Origin of the sequence: Serratia sp. TMDUHS_CL (assembly GCF_037137105.1) — a bacterium.
Taxonomy (GTDB): Bacteria; Pseudomonadota; Gammaproteobacteria; order Enterobacterales; family Enterobacteriaceae; genus Serratia; species Serratia nevei.
The window spans coordinates 82,831-101,544 of the sequence record NZ_JBBBDV010000003.1 but is presented as its reverse complement, the minus strand read 5'-3'; the positions used below and the strand labels follow the sequence as shown (position 1 = coordinate 101,544).

At 57.0% G+C, this 18,714-nt stretch carries 19 protein-coding genes; 6 read left to right on the top strand and 13 right to left on the bottom strand.

Going from position 1 to position 18,714, the window contains the following annotated elements; genetic code table 11:
• Nucleotides 1–47: 47 nt before the first annotated feature.
• Nucleotides 48–1,322: a lactonase family protein gene (locus WCL58_RS07575; RefSeq protein ID WP_336850815.1), complete on the bottom strand. Its 1,275-nt coding sequence runs from the start codon at nt 1,320–1,322 to the stop codon at nt 48–50.
• A gap of 20 nt (nt 1,323–1,342) precedes the next feature.
• Nucleotides 1,343–2,143, bottom strand: a complete 801-nt coding sequence (locus WCL58_RS07570) for a helix-turn-helix domain-containing protein (RefSeq protein ID WP_060419953.1) — start codon at nt 2,141–2,143, stop codon at nt 1,343–1,345.
• 399 nt (nt 2,144–2,542) lie between these two features.
• On the opposite strand from WCL58_RS07570, the gene WCL58_RS07565 reads away from it, so the two are divergent.
• The gene (locus WCL58_RS07565; protein WP_126193140.1) at nt 2,543–2,782 is read left to right on the top strand and encodes a hypothetical protein; all 240 of its coding nucleotides are present in this window, start codon (nt 2,543–2,545) and stop codon (nt 2,780–2,782) included.
• A gap of 55 nt (nt 2,783–2,837) precedes the next feature.
• Here WCL58_RS07565 and WCL58_RS07560 read toward each other — a convergent pair whose 3' ends face one another.
• Together WCL58_RS07560 and WCL58_RS07555 are read right to left on the bottom strand one after the other, a co-directional pair.
• A complete protein-coding gene (locus tag WCL58_RS07560) occupies nt 2,838–3,059 on the bottom strand; it encodes a hypothetical protein (protein ID WP_004936288.1) in 222 nt (73 codons plus the stop codon).
• 1 nt (nt 3,060) lies between these two features.
• The gene (locus tag WCL58_RS07555; protein ID WP_038876539.1) at nt 3,061–4,032 is read right to left on the bottom strand and encodes a YrzE family protein; all 972 of its coding nucleotides are present in this window, start codon (nt 4,030–4,032) and stop codon (nt 3,061–3,063) included.
• 229 nt (nt 4,033–4,261) lie between these two features.
• Between WCL58_RS07555 and WCL58_RS07550 the strand changes: the two genes are divergently transcribed.
• Both WCL58_RS07550 and WCL58_RS07545 read left to right on the top strand, forming a co-directional pair.
• The gene (locus WCL58_RS07550) at nt 4,262–5,758 is read left to right on the top strand and encodes a PAS domain S-box protein (RefSeq protein WP_197808984.1); all 1,497 of its coding nucleotides are present in this window, start codon (nt 4,262–4,264) and stop codon (nt 5,756–5,758) included.
• 134 nt (nt 5,759–5,892) lie between these two features.
• Nucleotides 5,893–6,144 carry a CsbD family protein gene (locus WCL58_RS07545; protein ID WP_100396445.1) on the top strand — a complete coding sequence of 84 codons (252 nt, stop codon included), beginning with the start codon at nt 5,893–5,895 and terminating at the stop codon, nt 6,142–6,144.
• A gap of 209 nt (nt 6,145–6,353) precedes the next feature.
• Here WCL58_RS07545 and WCL58_RS07540 read toward each other — a convergent pair whose 3' ends face one another.
• Entirely contained in the window at nt 6,354–7,118 is a 765-nt protein-coding gene (locus WCL58_RS07540) for an ankyrin repeat domain-containing protein (protein WP_204275901.1), read from the bottom strand.
• A 7-nt stretch (nt 7,119–7,125) separates the two neighbouring features.
• A complete protein-coding gene (locus WCL58_RS07535; protein WP_336850810.1) occupies nt 7,126–8,613 on the bottom strand; it encodes a phospholipase in 1,488 nt (495 codons plus the stop codon).
• Between the two features lie 383 nt (nt 8,614–8,996).
• On the opposite strand from WCL58_RS07535, the gene dsdC reads away from it, so the two are divergent.
• Nucleotides 8,997–9,926, top strand: a complete 930-nt coding sequence (gene dsdC / locus WCL58_RS07530; RefSeq protein ID WP_033648097.1) for a DNA-binding transcriptional regulator DsdC — start codon at nt 8,997–8,999, stop codon at nt 9,924–9,926.
• 11 nt (nt 9,927–9,937) lie between these two features.
• Here dsdC and WCL58_RS07525 read toward each other — a convergent pair whose 3' ends face one another.
• Genes WCL58_RS07525 through WCL58_RS07515 form a run of 3 tightly spaced genes read right to left on the bottom strand, consistent with a single transcriptional unit; the run spans nt 9,938 to nt 11,504 of the window.
• Nucleotides 9,938–10,240, bottom strand: a complete 303-nt coding sequence (locus WCL58_RS07525) for a hypothetical protein (RefSeq protein WP_087763433.1) — start codon at nt 10,238–10,240, stop codon at nt 9,938–9,940.
• Between the two features lie 3 nt (nt 10,241–10,243).
• Nucleotides 10,244–11,167, bottom strand: a complete 924-nt coding sequence (locus WCL58_RS07520) for a DMT family transporter (protein WP_087763434.1) — start codon at nt 11,165–11,167, stop codon at nt 10,244–10,246.
• 46 nt (nt 11,168–11,213) lie between these two features.
• On the bottom strand, nt 11,214–11,504 hold the full coding sequence (locus WCL58_RS07515; RefSeq protein WP_197837210.1) for a hypothetical protein: 291 nt from the start codon (nt 11,502–11,504) through the stop codon (nt 11,214–11,216).
• 398 nt (nt 11,505–11,902) lie between these two features.
• Between WCL58_RS07515 and WCL58_RS07510 the strand changes: the two genes are divergently transcribed.
• On the top strand, nt 11,903–13,054 hold the full coding sequence (locus WCL58_RS07510) for a porin (protein WP_038876548.1): 1,152 nt from the start codon (nt 11,903–11,905) through the stop codon (nt 13,052–13,054).
• A gap of 57 nt (nt 13,055–13,111) precedes the next feature.
• Here the strand turns inward: WCL58_RS07510 and mltB are convergent, their stop codons facing one another.
• Nucleotides 13,112–14,200, bottom strand: a complete 1,089-nt coding sequence (mltB, locus tag WCL58_RS07505) for a lytic murein transglycosylase B (protein ID WP_038876549.1) — start codon at nt 14,198–14,200, stop codon at nt 13,112–13,114.
• 279 nt (nt 14,201–14,479) lie between these two features.
• Here mltB and WCL58_RS07500 point away from each other — a divergent pair, with 279 nt between their 5' ends.
• The gene (locus WCL58_RS07500; protein ID WP_038876550.1) at nt 14,480–14,935 is read left to right on the top strand and encodes a DUF805 domain-containing protein; all 456 of its coding nucleotides are present in this window, start codon (nt 14,480–14,482) and stop codon (nt 14,933–14,935) included.
• Here the strand turns inward: WCL58_RS07500 and pgaD are convergent.
• The 3 genes from pgaD to pgaB are packed head-to-tail and all read right to left on the bottom strand — an operon-like array spanning nt 14,932 to nt 18,706.
• Nucleotides 14,932–15,372, bottom strand: a complete 441-nt coding sequence (gene pgaD, locus WCL58_RS07495; protein ID WP_060419934.1) for a poly-beta-1,6-N-acetyl-D-glucosamine biosynthesis protein PgaD — start codon at nt 15,370–15,372, stop codon at nt 14,932–14,934. The genes WCL58_RS07500 and pgaD overlap by 4 nt on opposite strands.
• On the bottom strand, nt 15,369–16,703 hold the full coding sequence (pgaC, locus tag WCL58_RS07490) for a poly-beta-1,6-N-acetyl-D-glucosamine synthase (RefSeq protein WP_336850808.1): 1,335 nt from the start codon (nt 16,701–16,703) through the stop codon (nt 15,369–15,371). Before pgaC ends, pgaD begins: the two co-directional genes overlap by 4 nt.
• Entirely contained in the window at nt 16,700–18,706 is a 2,007-nt protein-coding gene (gene pgaB / locus WCL58_RS07485; protein WP_336850807.1) for a poly-beta-1,6-N-acetyl-D-glucosamine N-deacetylase PgaB, read from the bottom strand. The genes pgaC and pgaB overlap by 4 nt, the downstream gene beginning before the upstream one ends.
• Nucleotides 18,707–18,714 lie beyond the last annotated feature (8 nt).

Here is an 18,714-nt window from a genome sequence, read left to right as displayed (position 1 = left end):
CTTTTCCCCTGTTCAGGTCCGATTGTCGCCGAGCGTTATAATTGGCATCAGTAAAAAAACTTAATATCCGTCGGCGTTGAGATCGTCGCCGCCTGCCCTCTGGCCTGCAACTCACCCTTTTCATCATCGAAATCGAACAGCGTCACGCTATTGGTGAATACATTCGTCACATAGAGATGGTTACCCCCGGCATCGAAAGCGAGCGCACGCGGCTCAATGCCGCCGGCCTCATAGCGCGTCGGCACGCCTGGCAGACCGTCCCTGCCTATTTTTAATACCAGCAGGTGGTTATCGGTGCCGCGATGGGTGGCAATAAGATATCTGCCGCTCGGGCTCAGGATAATGGCCCCACCGCTTTTCGCCTCCGCCGAATCGAGGCCGCCGTTCAGTTTCACTTTCCCTTGCCGCGTCAATCGATTGTCGTTAACGGCAAACGCCTCGATCTCGCCCGCCATTTCGGTGATGACATAGGCATAGTCGCCTGCCGGCGAGAACACCATGTGCCTTGGGCCGGCGCCAGGCGCAAAGGCGACATCGCGCGAAGCATCCGCCTGCAACGGCTGCGCGTTATCCGAACGATAGCGGTAGGCGTGCAGCTTATCGCCGCCGAGATCCGCCGCGTACAGGTATTGCCCATCGCGGCTGAAGGTGGTGGAGTGCGCATGCCCGCCTTCCTGGCGCCCCTGCACGATGCCGGAGCCGGGCGTAAACGGATAATGCTGTACGCGTTCACCCAGCCTGCCGTCGCTGCCAATCGGCAATACCGTCACCCCCGCGCCGCCTTTGGCGACGGAATAGTTGGCGACCAACAGAAACTTGCCGTCCGGGCTGAGGGTGGCATGCGTCGGCTGCCGACCCGCGCTGCTCACCGTATTCAGCACCCGCAGGCTGCCAGCCTGGTCTATCGCCAAGGCGGTCACCGTTCCCGCGTCCTCCTCATTGGTGGCATAGGCGAAGCGGCCATCGCGGGATGTGACGATCCACGACGGGCTTTTCATTTTAAGGGCATCGAGCAGCGTTAACGTGCCGTCGCCATTAACCGCCAGACGATAGAGCCCTTCACTGGGGCGCGTCGGTTTCTGCACCGTTGGCGCATCCGGAATATGGGTCCAGGTGCCGACTAACGCTATTTGATGCTGTTCCCGATTATTTGCCATCGCATTTCCTGAAAACATGAAGAGCGTTAATGCCAGCGCTAATTGAATGGCCTGCCAGCCTAAACCTTTAACGTTCACTCTGCCAAAGGCAGGCAACGTTAAAGGTAGCATAAAGAGCGCGCGGCGGTGTTTATTAATCGAGCCAGAGGATTTTTCTTTACTCATGATGCCTCCTTTCCTCACCACTACGCCACAGGAATAAGTATATCGACATTGATGATCTTACTGTTTAAATGCTCGTGCCTGTATAATTCGATGAAAAAGCTCTCCCTCATTTTGACATTAATAGCCGGAAGATGGGCGTCATAGATACCCTCAAAAAAGGCAATATACTCAGGTAGCTCCCCGATAAAGGGAATGACAATATATTTCCCCATGGGTATATAGAAGTTAAATATGGAATGAAAAACCTCTTGCTCCTTGCCGTTGGCATGCGGCCGCCCCCCTTTTCTTTTTTCTACGCTATAAGCCCTCCCATTTTTACTTAGCCATTTATCATTCGTCTGGGTAATGTCACTGGCATCTCTGTACTTCCTGACGGAGTGGAAAATCAATGCCTTGTACTGCTTCAACATGTCGATGTCATCCGGCATGACCGTATGATAAAAATAGGGTTTATTGTCGCTGCCATACGGTGGAATCTGGGTGGAGAAATCCCATCCCCGGCTGTTCCTAAAGCTGTTGGGCGTTTCGCCAAAGAAACGTTTGAATGCCCGCGTGTAGCATTGCTGAGAAGCAAACCCGGATGCCAGGGCAACATCCAATATGTTACCTTGATGCTGTTTGAGCAGGACAGCGGACCGACTCAGCTTTCTATTCCTGATATAAGTCCCTAACGTAATGCCAAAATAATGTTTAAATAACCGCTGTAAATGCCATTTAGAGTAACCCGAGATAATGGAAACCTTCTCAACGGAAAGCCCCTCTATAATATTTTTCTCCATATACTCCAAGACCTGTACAAGAATATCCTTTCTATAATCCATGAGCGCTCCCTGCCTTTATAAAGATTGTGTCCTTTTTATTAAAATCGTTAACCTCTCAAATCAAGTCATTAAGATTAATCCTAAAAAAAATCACCCTGTCAATGCAATTTTTACGGCATAGGAAAAGTCATCATATAAATAACTGAAAATGATCATGTTATATAAATACGCTTGCGAAAAATCCGTGAATAAAAAATGCGCCACGCAAAGTGCATCCATTAAAGATGCATTTGCCCCGCCAGGGTGAATCACACTTTATGTTAATTGTTTTATCTTAAAGTGTTTTTTTACGCTCCACGGGCATGGCCGAATAGGAATTTCATCATCACAAATTAAATCGTGTTTTATTGTTTGGCCGGTTGATAAAACTATTGAGCCGAATACGAAAAAGTATGAACGGTGGCGAAGGAAGATGCGGCGGATAAGCGCAAGATCTTAACCTCGGGCCCGATAATCACAGATCGTCATTGCGAGTTTCTTTTTTATCTTCTCCCGCACGGTGAAGAATCGACGTTTCAACAAACCCTGTTCGATGCCCTATTTTCCCTCCATGTCAATGGGATCGCCACTGGTGCCCCGCTGAACCGCCTCCCCTTCCCTCGTAACAGTGCCGCGTCTGCTTGTGCCACGCTTTATTGACCAAGCGCAGCAAAAAGCCCGGCTCGCAAAGCCGGGCTTTTCATTCACGGGCTGCTCAATCAGCCAGGTTGTCGATCTCTGCGGACCTGTGCTTACGCAACAGATACAGCAGCAAAGACACCCGCCGCTCGGTGCGTTCCGGGGTATCCGGCGGCAGGTTGTAGCGCAGGGTATAGCGCTCGTTGTTCTCGTTGCAAAAATCGATGACGAGCACGGGCGCAGAGGCCCCGGCTACTTTTCGATAATTCAGCGAAATGCACGACAGGTTTTTTTTCATCTCAACTTACCGCGAGGGTGCGGCGAGTTGATTCGGCAATCCGCCCCACGCCGGCGCTCAGCGCGGCGCCCAACAGCAGCACCAACAGCGACCCCCATGCGGCGCGCGACAGCTGTTTAGCCGCTTCATCGGCCGCTTCACGCGCTTTCTGCTCGGCCTCAGCCTTGAGTTTCTCCACTTTCTGCACCGCCTGCTGGTAAGCCTGAGCGTAGTTATCGACGATTTGGCTTGCTTCATCACGGCTCTTGCCGGTGCGCGCCGCAACGATATTCACCAACGCATCCTTATCAGCCGCGCTCAACGTCGGCTCACCGGACTGCTTGACGCGGTCGAACCACTGTTTGAGCTCGGAGGCGGCCCGCGCCGGATCGGCCGCCGCGTCCATGGCCGATTGCTTGCCGTCGGCGGTCGCCCTATCGGCCTTCTGTTCCAACCGAGCCGGATCCAGTTCCGGCTTGCCGGTCTGCTTGAGCGTGGCGTTCAACTGGTTTTCCAGGCTTCCCCAGTCAAGGCTGATGCCTTTTTTATCCAGCTGTTGCTTGAGGCCTTCGCCCACGTTTGGCGCTGCCGCAGCCAGGCCGCTGCCCGCCAGCGAAAGCCCTTTGCCCACCGCGCTACCCGCCAGCCCCACCACGCCACTCGCCAATGAAACCACCAGCCAGGTGGTCAGCAAGGTGGTGATCGCCCAGCTCAGCAGGCCATGCAAGCCGCCGCGATTCGGTGCGGTGCGGCCGGCGACGAACGCGCCTGCGGCCAGCGAGGCCAGCGTTGAAACCAGCAGCCAGATCCCGGTGCCGGTGCCAAAGCCGCTCAGCGGGTTGCCCTTTTGCATCATATCCACGGCCTGGGCACCGACAGCCGTACCCAGCACGCTGAAGATCAGATAAGTCACCAGCGCCACGGCACTCCCGGCCAATATCGAGCCCCATGACACCTGAAACGCAAAGCGATTTGATTCATAGACAGTGGTCATCGTTGTTCCTTATATTTTCTGGACAAGTGATTGCACGCACGGCGGATAACCGCGCAGACAAATCCAGTCTGCCGCGCGGCATCGTCGGCCGTCCCGGTTCATTTGCGCCAGAATGACTAGTGCATTCACACCCTGCGAATACGCACGTTATGCACTAAGCTGCTCAGCGAGTAGCGTAACCCGCGGCCCCCGTCAGAGGCCGCTCCCCCTTCTGTCTAGCGGAGAGCACATGAACCCATCCGTCCTGGCCAGCGAAACCCACCGCGGCCACCTGCAGCAAATCATCTCCGGCTTGTCCGACGGCGTGATCCTGACGGATACCGATCAAACGTTGCTTTGGGCCAACGAAGCCGCCTTGGCCATGCATGGCGTGAGCCACCAGAAAGCCCTGGGGGCCAATGCCGACGAGTACGCGGCGCGGTTTGCCCTGCGTTATCGCAACAACCACCCGCTGGCGCTGGAACAGTACCCGCTGAACCGGGTTGCCGATGGCGAGACCTTCACCAATGTGGTGGTGGAAGTTCGGCAGGTCGACGATCCGGACAGCTTCTGGGTGCACCGCCTGCGGAGCCTGATTATCACCGATGCGCAGGGGCAGCCGGAGCTGCTGGCGCTGATCCTGAGCGACGCGACGGAGTGGGCCAGCGCCGAACAGCGCTTTGAAAAAACCTTCAACGCCAATCCGGCGCCGGCGGTCATTTGTCGGCTAAGCGACCTGCGTTACGTCAAGGTCAATCAGGGGTTCCTCGATATGACCGGTTACCAGCGTGAACAGGTCATGGGGCGTTCGGTCTATGAACTCGACGTGTTGGAACAGGCTGAGCACAAAGAGCTGGCGATTCAGCGCCTGGGGGAAGGCGCAACCATTCCGCAAATGGAGGCCGAGCTGAAACTGCCCGGTGGCGGAAGCAAGCTGGTGGTGGTTGCCGGCCAACCGCTGGACATCAATGAAGACGACTGCATGCTGTTCACTTTTACCGATCTCGAACCCCGGCGTCAGGCGGAATCGGCGCTGCGGGAAAGTGAAGAGCGGTTCGCCAAGGCATTTCGCCTGAGCCCGGTGCCGACGTTGTTGTGTACGGCGCACGAGCGGCGCGTGCTGGACGTCAACGAAGCCTTCACCCGCACCACCGAGTACGACGCCGAAGCCTTGATCGGCAAAACGGTCGATGAGATCCAATTTATTGACGATCCCGAGGCGAACCGCCGTTTGTTTGCCGCGCTGGAAAAAAGCGGTAACGCCGAGGGGCTGGACATCCGGGTACGCAAGAAAGGGAGCGAGCCGATCGACTGCGTGGCCTCGGCGGATGCCGTTAGCATTCACAATGCGCCCTGCTACCTGCTGGTGCTCATGGACATTACCGAACGCAAACGCTCGGAGCTGGAGCTGGTGAGCGCCATCGAGGAAGTGATGCAGGACGCTTCCTGGTTCAGCCAAACCTTGATTGAAAAACTGGCCAACGTGAAAAGCATCAACCGGCCCGATCAGACCGGATTTAACGCCAGCGATCTCACGCCGCGCGAGCGCGATGTGCTGGAATTGATTTGCGAGGGGCTGCCGGACAAGAAAATCGCGGCGCGTCTCAATCTGGCGCTCAACACCATTCGCAATCATGTCGCGACGGTCTATTCCAAACTGGGTGTGCATAGCCGCAGCGAAGCCATCGTCTGGGCCAGGGAGCGCGGTCTGTTTACCGGCGGGCCGGCCACCAGGAACGGCAAGTAGCCTGCAAATGCACTATCCGTACCGATGCAAACGCCCCTTATAGGCACAACGTGAAGTGCATAACATGGAGGTGCAAATGCAGGCTTTCGCCCTGTGCGGAAGCCAAACGGATCGAACCTTAGGAGCGCATCATAATGAACAGCGAAAAAGCCAATGGCATGATGGAAAAAGTGGCGGGCAAAGCGCAGGAAATGGCGGGCGACGTCACCGGAAACGAACGTTTGCAGGCCGAAGGCGTCACGCGCTATGCAGCGGGCGCGCTGCAAGAAAAATACGGCGACGCCCTGAGCTGCGCCGGCAGCATGATGAAGAAAAACCCCCTCGCCGCATTAGCCCTCATTGCCGGCGCTGGCCTGTTGGCCGGCCTGCTGCTGCGCCGCCGTTGATGCGCGCCGACCAGCACACCGTTTTTCCCTGAATGCCGCGCCCGGAGGGTCACCACCGGGCGCGGTTCTTTTCGGCGATGCAATAAAGCCGGGCGAGATGAGCGACCTTATCGATTTATTCAATCAATATTCATAGAAATCCATGGCTCGCCTTTGTTTCAATACAGGAAAAAGTTCTTCCATATCCTATCTATCACAGCGTCCGAGAATTATGACCTCGGCCATTTCACCCCACGTTCGATCATCATTTTTTTGATGGTCAGACATTCGTCATTATACTCCCCGCCTTCTTTGCTGCTTTTTATTTCTTTACTGACCATCTCAACTAAGGAAACGCCTTTCTTATTTATGGGGTTAGGATTAGCGCCGTTATTAAGAAGATACTTAACATTATCAAATGATGAATACCTAAAAGCATCCATCACCACGGTTTGGCCAAGAATATCTCTTGCTTCTAAGTTCGCACCATGTGCAACCAGAACCTTCAGGGTTTCTGAGTTACTGGCTTTTGACGTTTGAAATATGATAGGTAACTCGTCTACCTTGCCCCGAGCATCTGGAGACAATCCCCCATCAAGCAATGCCTTTAACCAAATACCGTTGTCTAATTTTGCCATCCATTCAGCAGGACTGGCACCGCCATTGGGGCGAGGTTGCAGTGGATCGGCTCCGGCCTTTACCAACTCAGTCGCAATCTGCAACCGTTCCGGCGTGGCATTGTCATGAGTCGACGTCGCCAGAGCATAAAACAATAATGTCATATCGTGTTCACCGGGGCTGTTCAGATCCGTCTCTTTCGCCAGACGTTTGATGTCGCCGATATTCCCATCGCGGATAGCCTTAGCCAACACAAGCTGTTGACCTGTAAAGTAACCTTCTGGCGGCAAGTCCATTCCTTTCTCCTTACATCCGGTTGTAAGCATCAATCCAATCGCGATGAACAGCGCTGCGAACACGTTAAAAACTTGTCTCATTAAGCTTCTATATCCTGTGACCGATTGTGGCGATATCATCGTCTTTTTCCTGTTCGATACAGTCTATCACTTGTTGGATGCCATGTCGGTCACCCATATTGCCCACACCGCCATCAAGCGTGTGTTTAACACCAACGGCATCTGGCAAATGCGACGATAATTTTTCCTTCGCGGCCAATAACGCAAGGTTGCCATTAACGTCGATAAAATCTTGCCTGAGATCGACTTCCTGTAACCTCGTCAAAACTTCGCCCCTCACCCGGTAGGCGTTGATAATATCTTCACGGCCCACCAAGGAACCGCCATATTTTTCCACGGTACTCGAATTCAACCCCGCAGCATTAAATGTCCACCCTGGCTTACCACTAGCAATGGATGCAGCAGAAGCCAAACCGCCCCCCAGAGAATGCCCTGAAATATCGATTTTTGTTGTAGAGCCATCTAACCTTTTACCTATAGCAACAGCCTTTTTATAATATTCAGAGTCAGCCCCCCGACCTTGATTGAAATTATTCGTCCAGTCTTCCAGATTTTTTATCTCCGGCAGTTCACGATCGATAAATAGCTTCTTCGCCGCATTCAATTTGCCATTAGGGAGCTCAGGCATTCTTGAACCGCGGAAGACGACTGTCGGATTCATATCATCGCCAAACACGGCTCTATCAGGTGCATAAATTCTCGACAAAAAGTTTGCTTCGATCTCATTATCAAAAAGCATGTCCCTGCGAAGTTCCAATTTTTCCAAAAAACCGCCGTCATTACTCACATCCCGCCATCCTTCCGGCACGCTTGGCGTAGCCGCCAACGGATTGGTCGTGTTATAGACATTCTGCGCCAGCTTGGCCTTTTCCACCGCGACGTTATTTTGCGCCAGGCGTTGCGCCGCAATCCGCGCATCCGGATAGATACTTCGCTCCCCCCGACCAATCAGATATTTTCTCGCCTGCCAACGCTCCTGTTTGCTCATTGGGCGAACGACCTCTTTGATGACGGTAAGGCTTGAGCCAACGGCGGCGGCCACCGCCTGCATCAGCGGGGGATTTTTAGCGGTGTTTTGTCTCGGGGGCAAGGAAGTTGGTTTAGGCCTGGCGGCGTATCGGCTGATCATCTCTTCATAACGTTGAATTATACGTTCGACTGGGTACTGCGGCGGTAATACAGTCCCGGGATAACGCTGCAGGCGCCCTTGCGCATTGATGAAAAACGGATATTTGACGGGGCTCCAGGCACCGATACTTGCATCGACGGCAAGCAAACTGCCGCGTTTTAGTTCGTCAAACACGCCGCGCTTCATGCCGCTATCTTCCCGGTAACTCGATACGCCAATACCGGACTGCGTATTGCGCGTGATAGTGTGCCTGCTCGATATCGACGACATGGACGAACCGCCGAACAGATAATGTCGCTCCAGCTCATAACGCGCATCGGCGGGATTAAGGATGCGGGCGAATTTCTCCGGCGCCAACGATTCCGACATAAAATAAATCAACTGCACAATGGCCTCCCTTCGGCTTGCTACTGGCTTTCCCTTCGTCTGTCAGTGAACGTCACTGGACGAGCCAGTTTTTCATCATACTACAGCTCTACTTGACCGATACGTGCGTAAGAAATAACGGCCTTATTTTTCACCGTTTCTCCTTCTACGTCACATTTATCTTTAACAGGTTTATGTCAGACCTCGTCAATTTCTAATTTCAGTCTGCCAGCAGACAAGTCATTTACCGGTTCATGTTATCTCATCATCTTAATCCTTAAAATCTATGACGGTAATCAGTAAACAGGGTCCTGATATATAACCTGAACATATTAATCAACTTGGGTTTATCACTCATGCCATTAAGTGTTAATATTAGCGCATTACGTGCACGGAGAAATAGCATGTTCCCCAGTAAAAAACATTCACAGCGGGCCACCCCGCTGACCAGCTATCAATTTTCCCGGCTGCATACTTTCGAATGCGTCGCCCGTCATTTATCTTTTGCGCTGGCGGCGCAAGAATTGTCGATCACCCCCAGCGCCGTAAGCCACCGCATTAATCTGCTCGAAAAGGAGTTGGGCTTCCTGCTATTCCAGCGCTTTCATCGCAGAATTACCCTGACCCCGGAGGGCGAGCGCATGCAATGGGCGCTGGACAGCTCCTTCAACACGCTGAATCAGGAAATTCTGGACATCAAAAATCGCGAACTGACGGGGACGTTGACCCTCTATTCGCACCCCTCTCTGGTGCAATGCCTGCTGCTGCCGCGCATCGGCGACTTTATCGCCCAGCACCCCACCATTCACCTCAACATTCTGACCGGGCAGGAGATCATCAACCTGGCCAACCGCGGCGTGGACTTGGCGATGTACTTCGGCAAACTGCCCTCGGGGCGGCATCTGGACGAGGCTTTTATGCAGGAATCGATGGTGCCGATCTGCACGCCGCAGTATGCCGCCGCACATAGCCTGTACGATGCGCCGGAAAACCTGGCCCACTGCACGCTGCTGCACGATCGCTACAACTCCGGCGAAGACGAGTGGCAAACCTGGTCGCAACACTTTGCGCTGGGGCTGGATACCGACAGCAAGAGCATGGAGTTCGACCGCTCCGATCTCGCGGTGCTGGCCGCCACGCGGCACCTTGGCGTCGCCATGGGGCGGCTCAATCTGGTGCAGGATTGGATCAAAAGCGGCGAGCTGATCATTCCGTTCACCGACATGACCGTGCCCTGCGAGCACTGCTATTTCACCTCGACCATCTCCGAGCGGCAGTGGCCGAAAATCCTCGCATTTAAGCAGTGGATCATGAAAATCGCCCCTCTGGTCTGATGGCCAGAGGGTTAGCGCTCTATTTTGGGGGAATAAGAAAAATGCAGCGCGCAGGCGTAGAGCCGGCCGGCCTTTGAATAAGAGATATATTTGCGGTTTTTATCCCAGGTAAGCAGGGAATTATTGGCGAAATAATAAACCTCCAATTGCATCCCATTAGCTAACCTCGACCAGCCTCGGTTTCTTATCACGGTAAAATCACCGTTATCGCTGAGCGTGATCAGCGGCACGCCCCAGGCATAGCGGGATATTTGCAGCTGGATAATGAATTGGCTTTCGCAGCTTATTTGGTAGTTCTGTACATCAACATCCATAATTTATATTTTGGGTGCCACTCTTCGGTCAAAATAAATAAGATAAGAACAACTCACCACGATTAATCCCAGCACGATCAGCATGGCCCCCAATACAAACTCAATTTGCAACGGCTCGCCGAGAATAACGCCCCCCGCCAGGATACCGAATACCGGCGTCATAAAGGTGAGAATGCCCAGTGAGGAGGCCTGATAGCGACGCAGCAGCGAAAACCAGATCAGGTAGCTGAAAAACGACACCACCACGGTCTGGAACAGCAGGCTGTACCAGGCCACCGGGCTCAGGGTGAAATGCAGGTTTCCCGTCGCCAGCGCCGGCAACGACAGCAGCACACAGGCGCCCGTCAGCTGGCACAGCAGCGTCTGTTTGGCCGGGCACTCCGCCAGGCGCGTGGTGCGGATCACCAGGGTAGAGGCTCCCCAGGCGATCCCCGCCAGCAGGCCGTATAGATCGCCTTTCAGCCGTTCGGCTCCGCCGCTTCCCTCAGCCATGCCCGATATGGCCAGCACCACGCCGCCAAAGGCGATGAGCATGCCCAGCCACTGCACCGGCGACAGGCGCTCCTGAGGAAGGAGAAAATGCAGGCCAAGGGCGGAAAACAGCGGCGCGGTGTACAAAAACACCGCCATATGCGAGGCGCTGGTGTAACGCAGCCCTGCGGAGACAAAAAAGAACTCCAGCGCGAACAATGCCCCCACGCTCAAACCGGCGCACAGCGTGGCGCGATCCCAGGTGAAGCGCTCGCCGCGGCCGCGCGCCAGCAGGTAAACCGCCAACGCGGCGAGACCCGAGCGAATGGCGATTTGCAGCACCGCCGACACATCCGGCTCGGCGGCCTTGATTGCCACCTGTTGCATTCCCCAGATGGCGCATAGCATCACCATCGCGGCGGCAGCCCTGCCGTCGATTCCGATTCTCGCATTCATAATAGGGTTCTCGCCACCGTGAGAATAATAACGGGCAACCGTCGCGTTATTCTTTATAAACCACGATTTCCTGATAAAGCTTAATAACCTCACCATCGCTATCGACAGAGTCGGTATATTCCGTTTGCTGCGCCAGATGAATCACCCTCCATCCTTTACGCGCTAATTCAGGGATCGTCAGGCGCCCCACGCCGCGGCAGGTGAACAGGGTGTCATCCGACAGCCTAAGCTTACTAACCTCTGCATAATCATACGATTGAGAATGACAAACGTGCGACTCCGCCGCCATCGCCGGCAGTGAAAACAGCCCCACTAACAACATTAACAGGTTTCTCATGGCGACCTCCCAATCGCTTATTCATGCCGGCCGATTACGCAGACAAAGGCTGACGTTAATACACCGGTAAAAGGCTCAAATTAATTACCTCTTGCACGGATGAAATTACAGGCTGGCGCCGGTGACTGACAAATGAAAAATATAAACCTTGGCGTTAAATGAATTCATCCGAATCGAGAAACATGAACAGCGGCCCTTTGCACCGCACGGAATGGTCAAAAACCGGCCAATAATTAGCAAGAAAAGTAATTATTTATGTCCCTGTTTATGTTACAAATGCCGCCCGCCGCTAAAACACCAAAAAAAACCGTCAAAATGCGCAAAAACGCAGCGTTCTGCGCAAAACATCGGCATGGCGGCGCTGATGGGGGCGGTCATACATAAAACAGGGATAACACATGGCAATGAAATTGCGCGTATTGACTCAAGCGGTGGCGCTGGGTCTGGCGATCGGCAGCGCGTCGTTCGCCGCTCAGGCGGAAATCACCCTGCTGAAGCAGGATCCACAGGCCGGTGATCCGCTCAGCCGCCTGAACTTCACCGTTGGCGGCAGCATCCGTCCGCAGTTCAACAACATGACGGGCGACGGCGACAAAGGTTCCTACAAGCGTAACGGCTTTGACGGCGGCACCCGCTTCCGTTTCGCGGCGGACTACTACCTGTTCGACGATATCAGCTGGATCAGCTACTACGAGCTGGGCGTAAACATTCCGGCGCTGTTCGACTGGGATCATCACTATGCCGACGGCGCGAGAAACACCAGCCGCCGCATGCTGTACACCGGCCTGAAAAGCAACACCTGGGGCCAGATGACCTTCGGCCAGCAGAACAGCGTTTACTATGATGTGGTTGGCGCCAAGACCGATATCTGGGACTACGACATGTTGGCCCAGGCGCCGGGCAACGGCATCAACGGCGACTACGACGGCTCTTACCGTTCACGCAAGATGCTGAAGTACAAGAACCGCTTCGGCGATGCGGACGTTTATGCGTCGTACCTGTTCAGCGACAGCGACTACCTGCCGGGCAACGGCCTGCGCTATAAGCGCAAAGGCGGCGGCTCACTGGGCGTGGATTACCACATCACGCAGGATCTGACCTGGGGCACCGCCTGGAACTACACCCGCGCCGAAATGCGCAACCCGTCCACCAGCGGCAGCAAGAGCTACGATCAGAACATCGTCGGCACCGCCCTCAGCTGGAAACCGGACAACTGGACCCTCACCTTCGGCGGCGGTTACTACCACGACTTCCTGACCACCAAGAAAGCCGACGTCAACAATTACTTCGCCGGCGATGCGTGGGGTATCGAATACCTGGCCGGTTATACCGTGCCGGTTGGCCAGTACGCGGTGAAATCGGTGATGCCGTACTTTATGGGCGATCGCCTGGAATACGTCACCGGGCGCAACTACCAGCGCATCGACAACGGCCTCGGGGTTACCGTGCAGTTTGACTACGGCTTCCGCGTTGACGTAGAGCACGTGCTGACATCGAGCACCGACAACCTCGGCGATATGACCGTGGTGCGTCTGCGCTACGATTTCTGATTGTTCAGAACGTAAAAAAGGCCGCGCAAGCGGCCTTTTTCGTTTATGGGCGCAGCGTCAGAAACCGCCGCGCGCCGAGCGCCCTACCGCTTCGCCCAGCTGCCATACCGCCATAGCGTAATGGGTGCTGTGGTTATAACGGGTGATGGTGTAGAAGTTCGGCAGGCCGTACCAATACTGGTAGCCGGTGCCGACGTCCAGCCGCAACAGGCTGGCTTCCTGGTTATCCCCGAGCGATCCCTGCGGGCTCAGGCCGGCTTCCGCCAGCGCGGTGACCGAGTAGCGGGTCTTGAAGCCGTTTTCCAACCCCGGCGCCTGGCCGTTGGCCTGAATCGCGACCGGCTCGCCTTTGGACCAGCCGTGCGCCTTGAAGTAATTGGCCACGCTGCCGATGGCATCGACCGGATCCCACAGGTTGATATGGCCATCGCCGTTGAAGTCGACCGCATAGCTCTTGAAGGAAGAAGGCATGAACTGCCCATAGCCCATCGCGCCGGCGAAGGAGCCGCGCAGCTCGAGCGGATCGTCGCCTTCGGTGCGCGACATCAGCAGGAAGGTTTCCAGCTCACCGGCAAAGTAATCGGCGCGGCGCGGGTAGTCGAAGGCCAGCGTCGCCAGCGCATCGATAATGCGGGTTTTACCCATTACGCGGCCCCAGCGGGTCTCCACGCCGATAATCCCCACGATGATCTCCGGCGGCACGCCGTACACCTGCCAGGCACGCTGCAGCGCATCCTGATATTGATTCCAGAACACCACGCCGTTTTGCACGTTATCCGGCGTGATGAACTTGTTGCGGTAGCGCAGCCAGGAGCCATTCGGCCCGGTTGGCCCCTGGGTCGACGGCGTCGGCGCCTGCCTGTCCATCAGCCGCAGAACCGAATCCAGGCGCCGTGCCTGCGCCAGCACGTCGTGCAGCTGCTGCCGATCAAAGCCGTGTTCCTGCACCATCTTATCGATAAAGCGCGCGGTATTCGGGTTATTGGCGAAATCACCCCCCAGCGGCGCGCCGCTGTGCGCCGGGCTCAGCAAAAAGCCGCCCTTTACCGGGGTGCCCTGCGGCGTAGCGGTGGGACTGGGTTTCGGCGTGCTGCTACAGGCAGCAAGCAAGGTAATCAGCGGTAAAAGCGCAACCAGGTGACGCATCGGATATCCATATAACCATGCAAGAGATAAGTGGGAGTTATGTTAATGCATTGTTCGGCGCGAACAAACTGGATTATGTCGCCAATTACCGCGTCAGGTAGCCAAACGTGCCAAATTGTGACGTTTTGCACGGTGAAAGGACGCCCGGTGCGGCCGCGCGGAATCTCAACCGCGACTAAATGAGAAAAATTATCACCTTGACGCCCCCTTTTACCCCGATAAAATGCCCGGCTGCTTGCCATCCGGCTATCGCCGCAATGATCACAACAATGGACTGTAATGGAATCTCTCGGACAACTCGCCAAAGATCTTTACCGTGGGCGCATCTCGCGCAAACCCTTTGTTTTCTCGCTGGCGATCTTCGCCGTTGGCATCGTGTTGCTGTCGTTTCTGTCGACCTACCTGGATAAAAACCATTTTCGCGCCCATGCGCACGGCGATACCGAGGAATTCGTCTCGGTATTGCTGTACCTGCTGTGCATTATGGTCTGGGCGCTGTTCTGTTTCGGCCTGGTGACGTGGTTTATGGCCAAAACCGCGTTTCGGCTCAACGATATCGGCCTGCCGGGTTGGGCGCTGGCCGTGGCGTGCTATGTTTGCTCGGTGCTCAACAACTACTCCCCCGGCCCGGTGGCGCGCTGGCTGCCGCTGTTCAGCCTGGCCGTCATGATCTGCGCCCTGCTGTTGCCGCCGGGCGGGCTGCGCCGCAAGCCGGACGGCAACGCTGACGACTAACGCAGCTGCACCACCTTGTTCGCTGCCGGTTCAGCCGCCGTCAGCCTGCCGCTGACCTGGCTGATGCCGCCGCCGCTGTTATGGGACACCACGGCGATCGGCAAATGCCGCAGCTGCCGGGTCAGCTCCGGCGTGATATAGCCGATGTGGGTGTTCGGCTGCTGTTTCCGCCAGCGGCCGGCCGCCCTGCGGCGGGAGAAATACTGGTTGTATTTGGCCCAGGCGATCAACGTGACGGCATTGAACAACGCCACAATGATATACAGCGAGATCACCTCCAGCAGCGACAGGGCGGACCCCACCCCGTGCTGATCCATCACCGACATCAGGCCTCGGCTGAACAGATAAAGGAAGCCGCACCAGGCAAAAAGCGTCAACAGGCTGTCTACCACGCGCGGCAGCAGGCCGCGTTCGGAATAAATCAGGACGTCCGTCATTCTTTGATCCTCCCAATGCCCCGATCGGGGCTGATCCAGCGCGCACGCCCGCGCCGAGCTTTCAACATCACTTTGGAAAACGCCACCAGCGTGGTCAGCAGGCTGAGCAGCCAATACACCAGCGGATACCAGATGATCCAGAACAGCGAGCGGCCGAAGCCCTTCTCATAGCGCTTCTCCAGCAGCAGGCTGACGGTGAACTGCAGCAGGCACACCACGCCCAGCACCAGGCCGGTAAACGCCGGCGTCAGCAACGAGTGAATGCGAATGCCCTCCGGCAGCGGCACCGCCAGCCCGACCAGGAAAATCAGCACGCTGACCAGGTAAGTGAACGCCCACAACGTAGAGAGGCAATACTCGGCGAACAGCAGCCACATATGCCGGTGCTCCCAGGCCCACAGGTTGCGCAGATTCTTTAAAAACACCTCGGCGCCGCCCTGCGCCCAGCGCAGGCGCTGCTTCCACAGCCCGCGCAGGGTCTCCGGCATCAGGATCCAGCACAGCGCCCGCGGTTCGAAGAAGATAGCCCAGTGCTTGAGCTGCAGCTTCCAGCTGATGTCGATGTCTTCGGTGATCATGTCCTGGCTCCAGTAGCCGACATCGGTAAGCGCTTGCTTACGAAACGCGGCCACCACGCCGGAGATGGTGAACAGGCGGCCATAGACGCGCTGCGTGCGCTTGATAAGGCCGATGATCGACGAAAACTCACCGACCTGGATGCGGCCGATCAGCGTGGAGCGCGTGCGGATGCGCGGGTTGCCGGTCACGGCGCCGACGTGCGGATTGGCCAACAGCGGCGCCACCAAATAGGCCGCCGCATCGCGATCCAGCAGCGCATCGCCGTCGATGCACACCAGAAACTCGCTGTGCGCCGCCGCCGCGCCCGCCTGCAGCGCGATCGCTTTGCCCTGATTTTGCGCCAGATGGATCACCCGCAGGCGGGGGAACTCCAGTGTCAACTGATCCAGCACCTCGGCGGTGTCATCGCTGGAACCGTCATTGATGGCGATCACTTCGATATTTTCATAGCGCTGCGCCATCGCCGCCGAAATGGTTTCACGTGCGTTCAACCCTTCGTTGAAACAGGGGATCAGTACGCTGATCGACGGGTTGCCCGGCAGCACCGGCGCGGGCATGTCCGGGCTCCAGCGCCAGTGGCGCTCGCGGTGCAGCCAGAAATAGATGCCGCCGGCGATCCAGATACCGGACATGAACAACGGCCAGAAAAACACGAAGTTGAGCAGCACTTCGCCGGTAAACAACAGGACGATGCCGAAAGGCACGCTCAACACCAGACACAGGATAAATAAGGCAATTAAACGATCGGTCATGGCAGTGGGAACCAGGCTGAGGACAACACCGGGCGAACGGCATCCAGCTTAGGCCGATCGTCGAGGAAGTTGTCGGGGTAATAACCAAAGCTCTGAGCGCCATTGCGCTGCAGGCGATGCATCCATTCGGCCAGCAGTTGACCGTCATCCAGGCTGATCCGGCGCTCCTTGCGCCAGTCGACGGCCTGCAACTCAAACACCGTTTTATCGAGCGCGCCGGGGTAAGCGGCCACTTTGCCCACCAGTTGATCCAGCCAGCGGCCGCTGTCGGCACGCGACACGTTTTCCATCAGCGGCATCGCCATCGGCGCTACCCAGTCGTAGGCCTGCAGGAAATCCGCCAGATTCTGGCCGAACCAGGCTTCGCTGGCGGGCTCGAGCACCGGCATCGCATAGATGTTGCGCGCGGTTTGCACCTGCGGGCCGCGGATCGCCCGCACCCGCTCGGTCAGCGACTGGGTAAACGCGATCAGCGCCCGGCTCTTGAAGCGCGTCCAGCGCACCATCTGCTGCGGATCCTGGCGTATCGCCGCCACCGAATCGGCGAAGCCGGCCTGGCGGTAGGCCGCAACGGCGTCGGGGCCGGCGTCCTCGAAGTCCGACAGCAGGGCATCGTCGTGGAACAGGATCCCTTTGAAGGTGGCGTGGGCCGCCAGATCCTCGTAGATCTCACCGATGCGCTGGCGCGCCACCGGGCTGAACGGCGACAGGCGGCGGTACTGCTTGTCGTCTACCGACAGCTGCCCGCTTTGCGGATCGAGGCGCTGTACGCGCGGCACTTCAGAGCCCAGTTCGAACGCCAGCACCGGCATCCAGGCATACACGGCCACGCCGGTGCGCGAAGAGAGCTGCCAGGAGACCCGGTTGAACAGGTCGGCCTTCATCGGCAGCCAGCGGTTGGGGAAATAGAGCTCGCGCACGTTGCCGTCGCCTTTTGGATCGGCGAACGCCTGCAGGAAAACGGTATTGATGCGCAGGTCGTAGATGCGCTGGATCAGCTTGTCGAGGTTTTTGGCCTGCTGCTGCGGATCGGGATCGTAGAGGTAGTCGAGATCGACGTGCGCCACCCGCATGATCTGCCGGTTCTGTATCTGCGTCAGCTGCTGGGCGAAGCTCGTCAGCGACGGGTTACCGGCCACCAGCATGCGCGGCACGTTTTCAGGCGCGTTGACGTCTCCCAGCCCATTCTCCAGCGTCAGCGCCATGCGGTAACCGTGCTTGCGCGCGATGTCCAGCGCCACGCCGCCGGCCGCGCCGTACGGCCAGACCCACACGCGCGGCGCCTTACCGGTGGCGGCGGTGATGCGCTGGGTGATCAACGCCACGTCCTTCTCGATGCGTTGGCGATATTCCGCCTCGCTTTCGTAGCGGCCCTGTTTGGCGTCGTACAGCCGATTGGCGACCGCCGGTTCGGTATTGCCCTGCGGGTTGGCGATGCCGCCGTAATGCGACGCGTAGGTGTGCGCGCCGATCTCCACCAGCCCAGAGTCCGACACCTCCCGCACCTGCTGCCAGGTGAGGAAGCGATCGCGCGGCGTCATCAGGCCGCCGAAATCGACCGGCTTGCCGGCCGGCGCATCCAGCCAGACGCCGACCGGCGCCAGCACCGCCGGCCAGTTGTAGGCCTTCAGCAGCGGGAAGACCCGGCTGTAGAAGCTGCGGTAGCCGTCGTCGAAGGTCAGCAGCACCGCCTTGTTCGGCAACGCCGGGCCGCCGTTTTGCGCCTGCAGGATCTGCTCGACCGACACCGGCTGGTAGCCGTTTTGCTTCAGCCAGGCGAACTGTTCGTTGAGCGCGCTGGTGCGCACCGACATGTAGCGCTGGTCCGCCGCGCCGTCTTCCACGTCGTGATACGCCAGCACCGCGTAACGGTTGGCCGGCCAAGGGCGTTCCATCGGCCCCACGGGGCGCTCCGCCGGCGGCGTGAAGCGCGGCACGTCCGCCTGGCTGCAGGCGGTGGTCAGCAACGCGGCCAACACGAAAAGCGAGGATCGAATAAGCATGATTATTC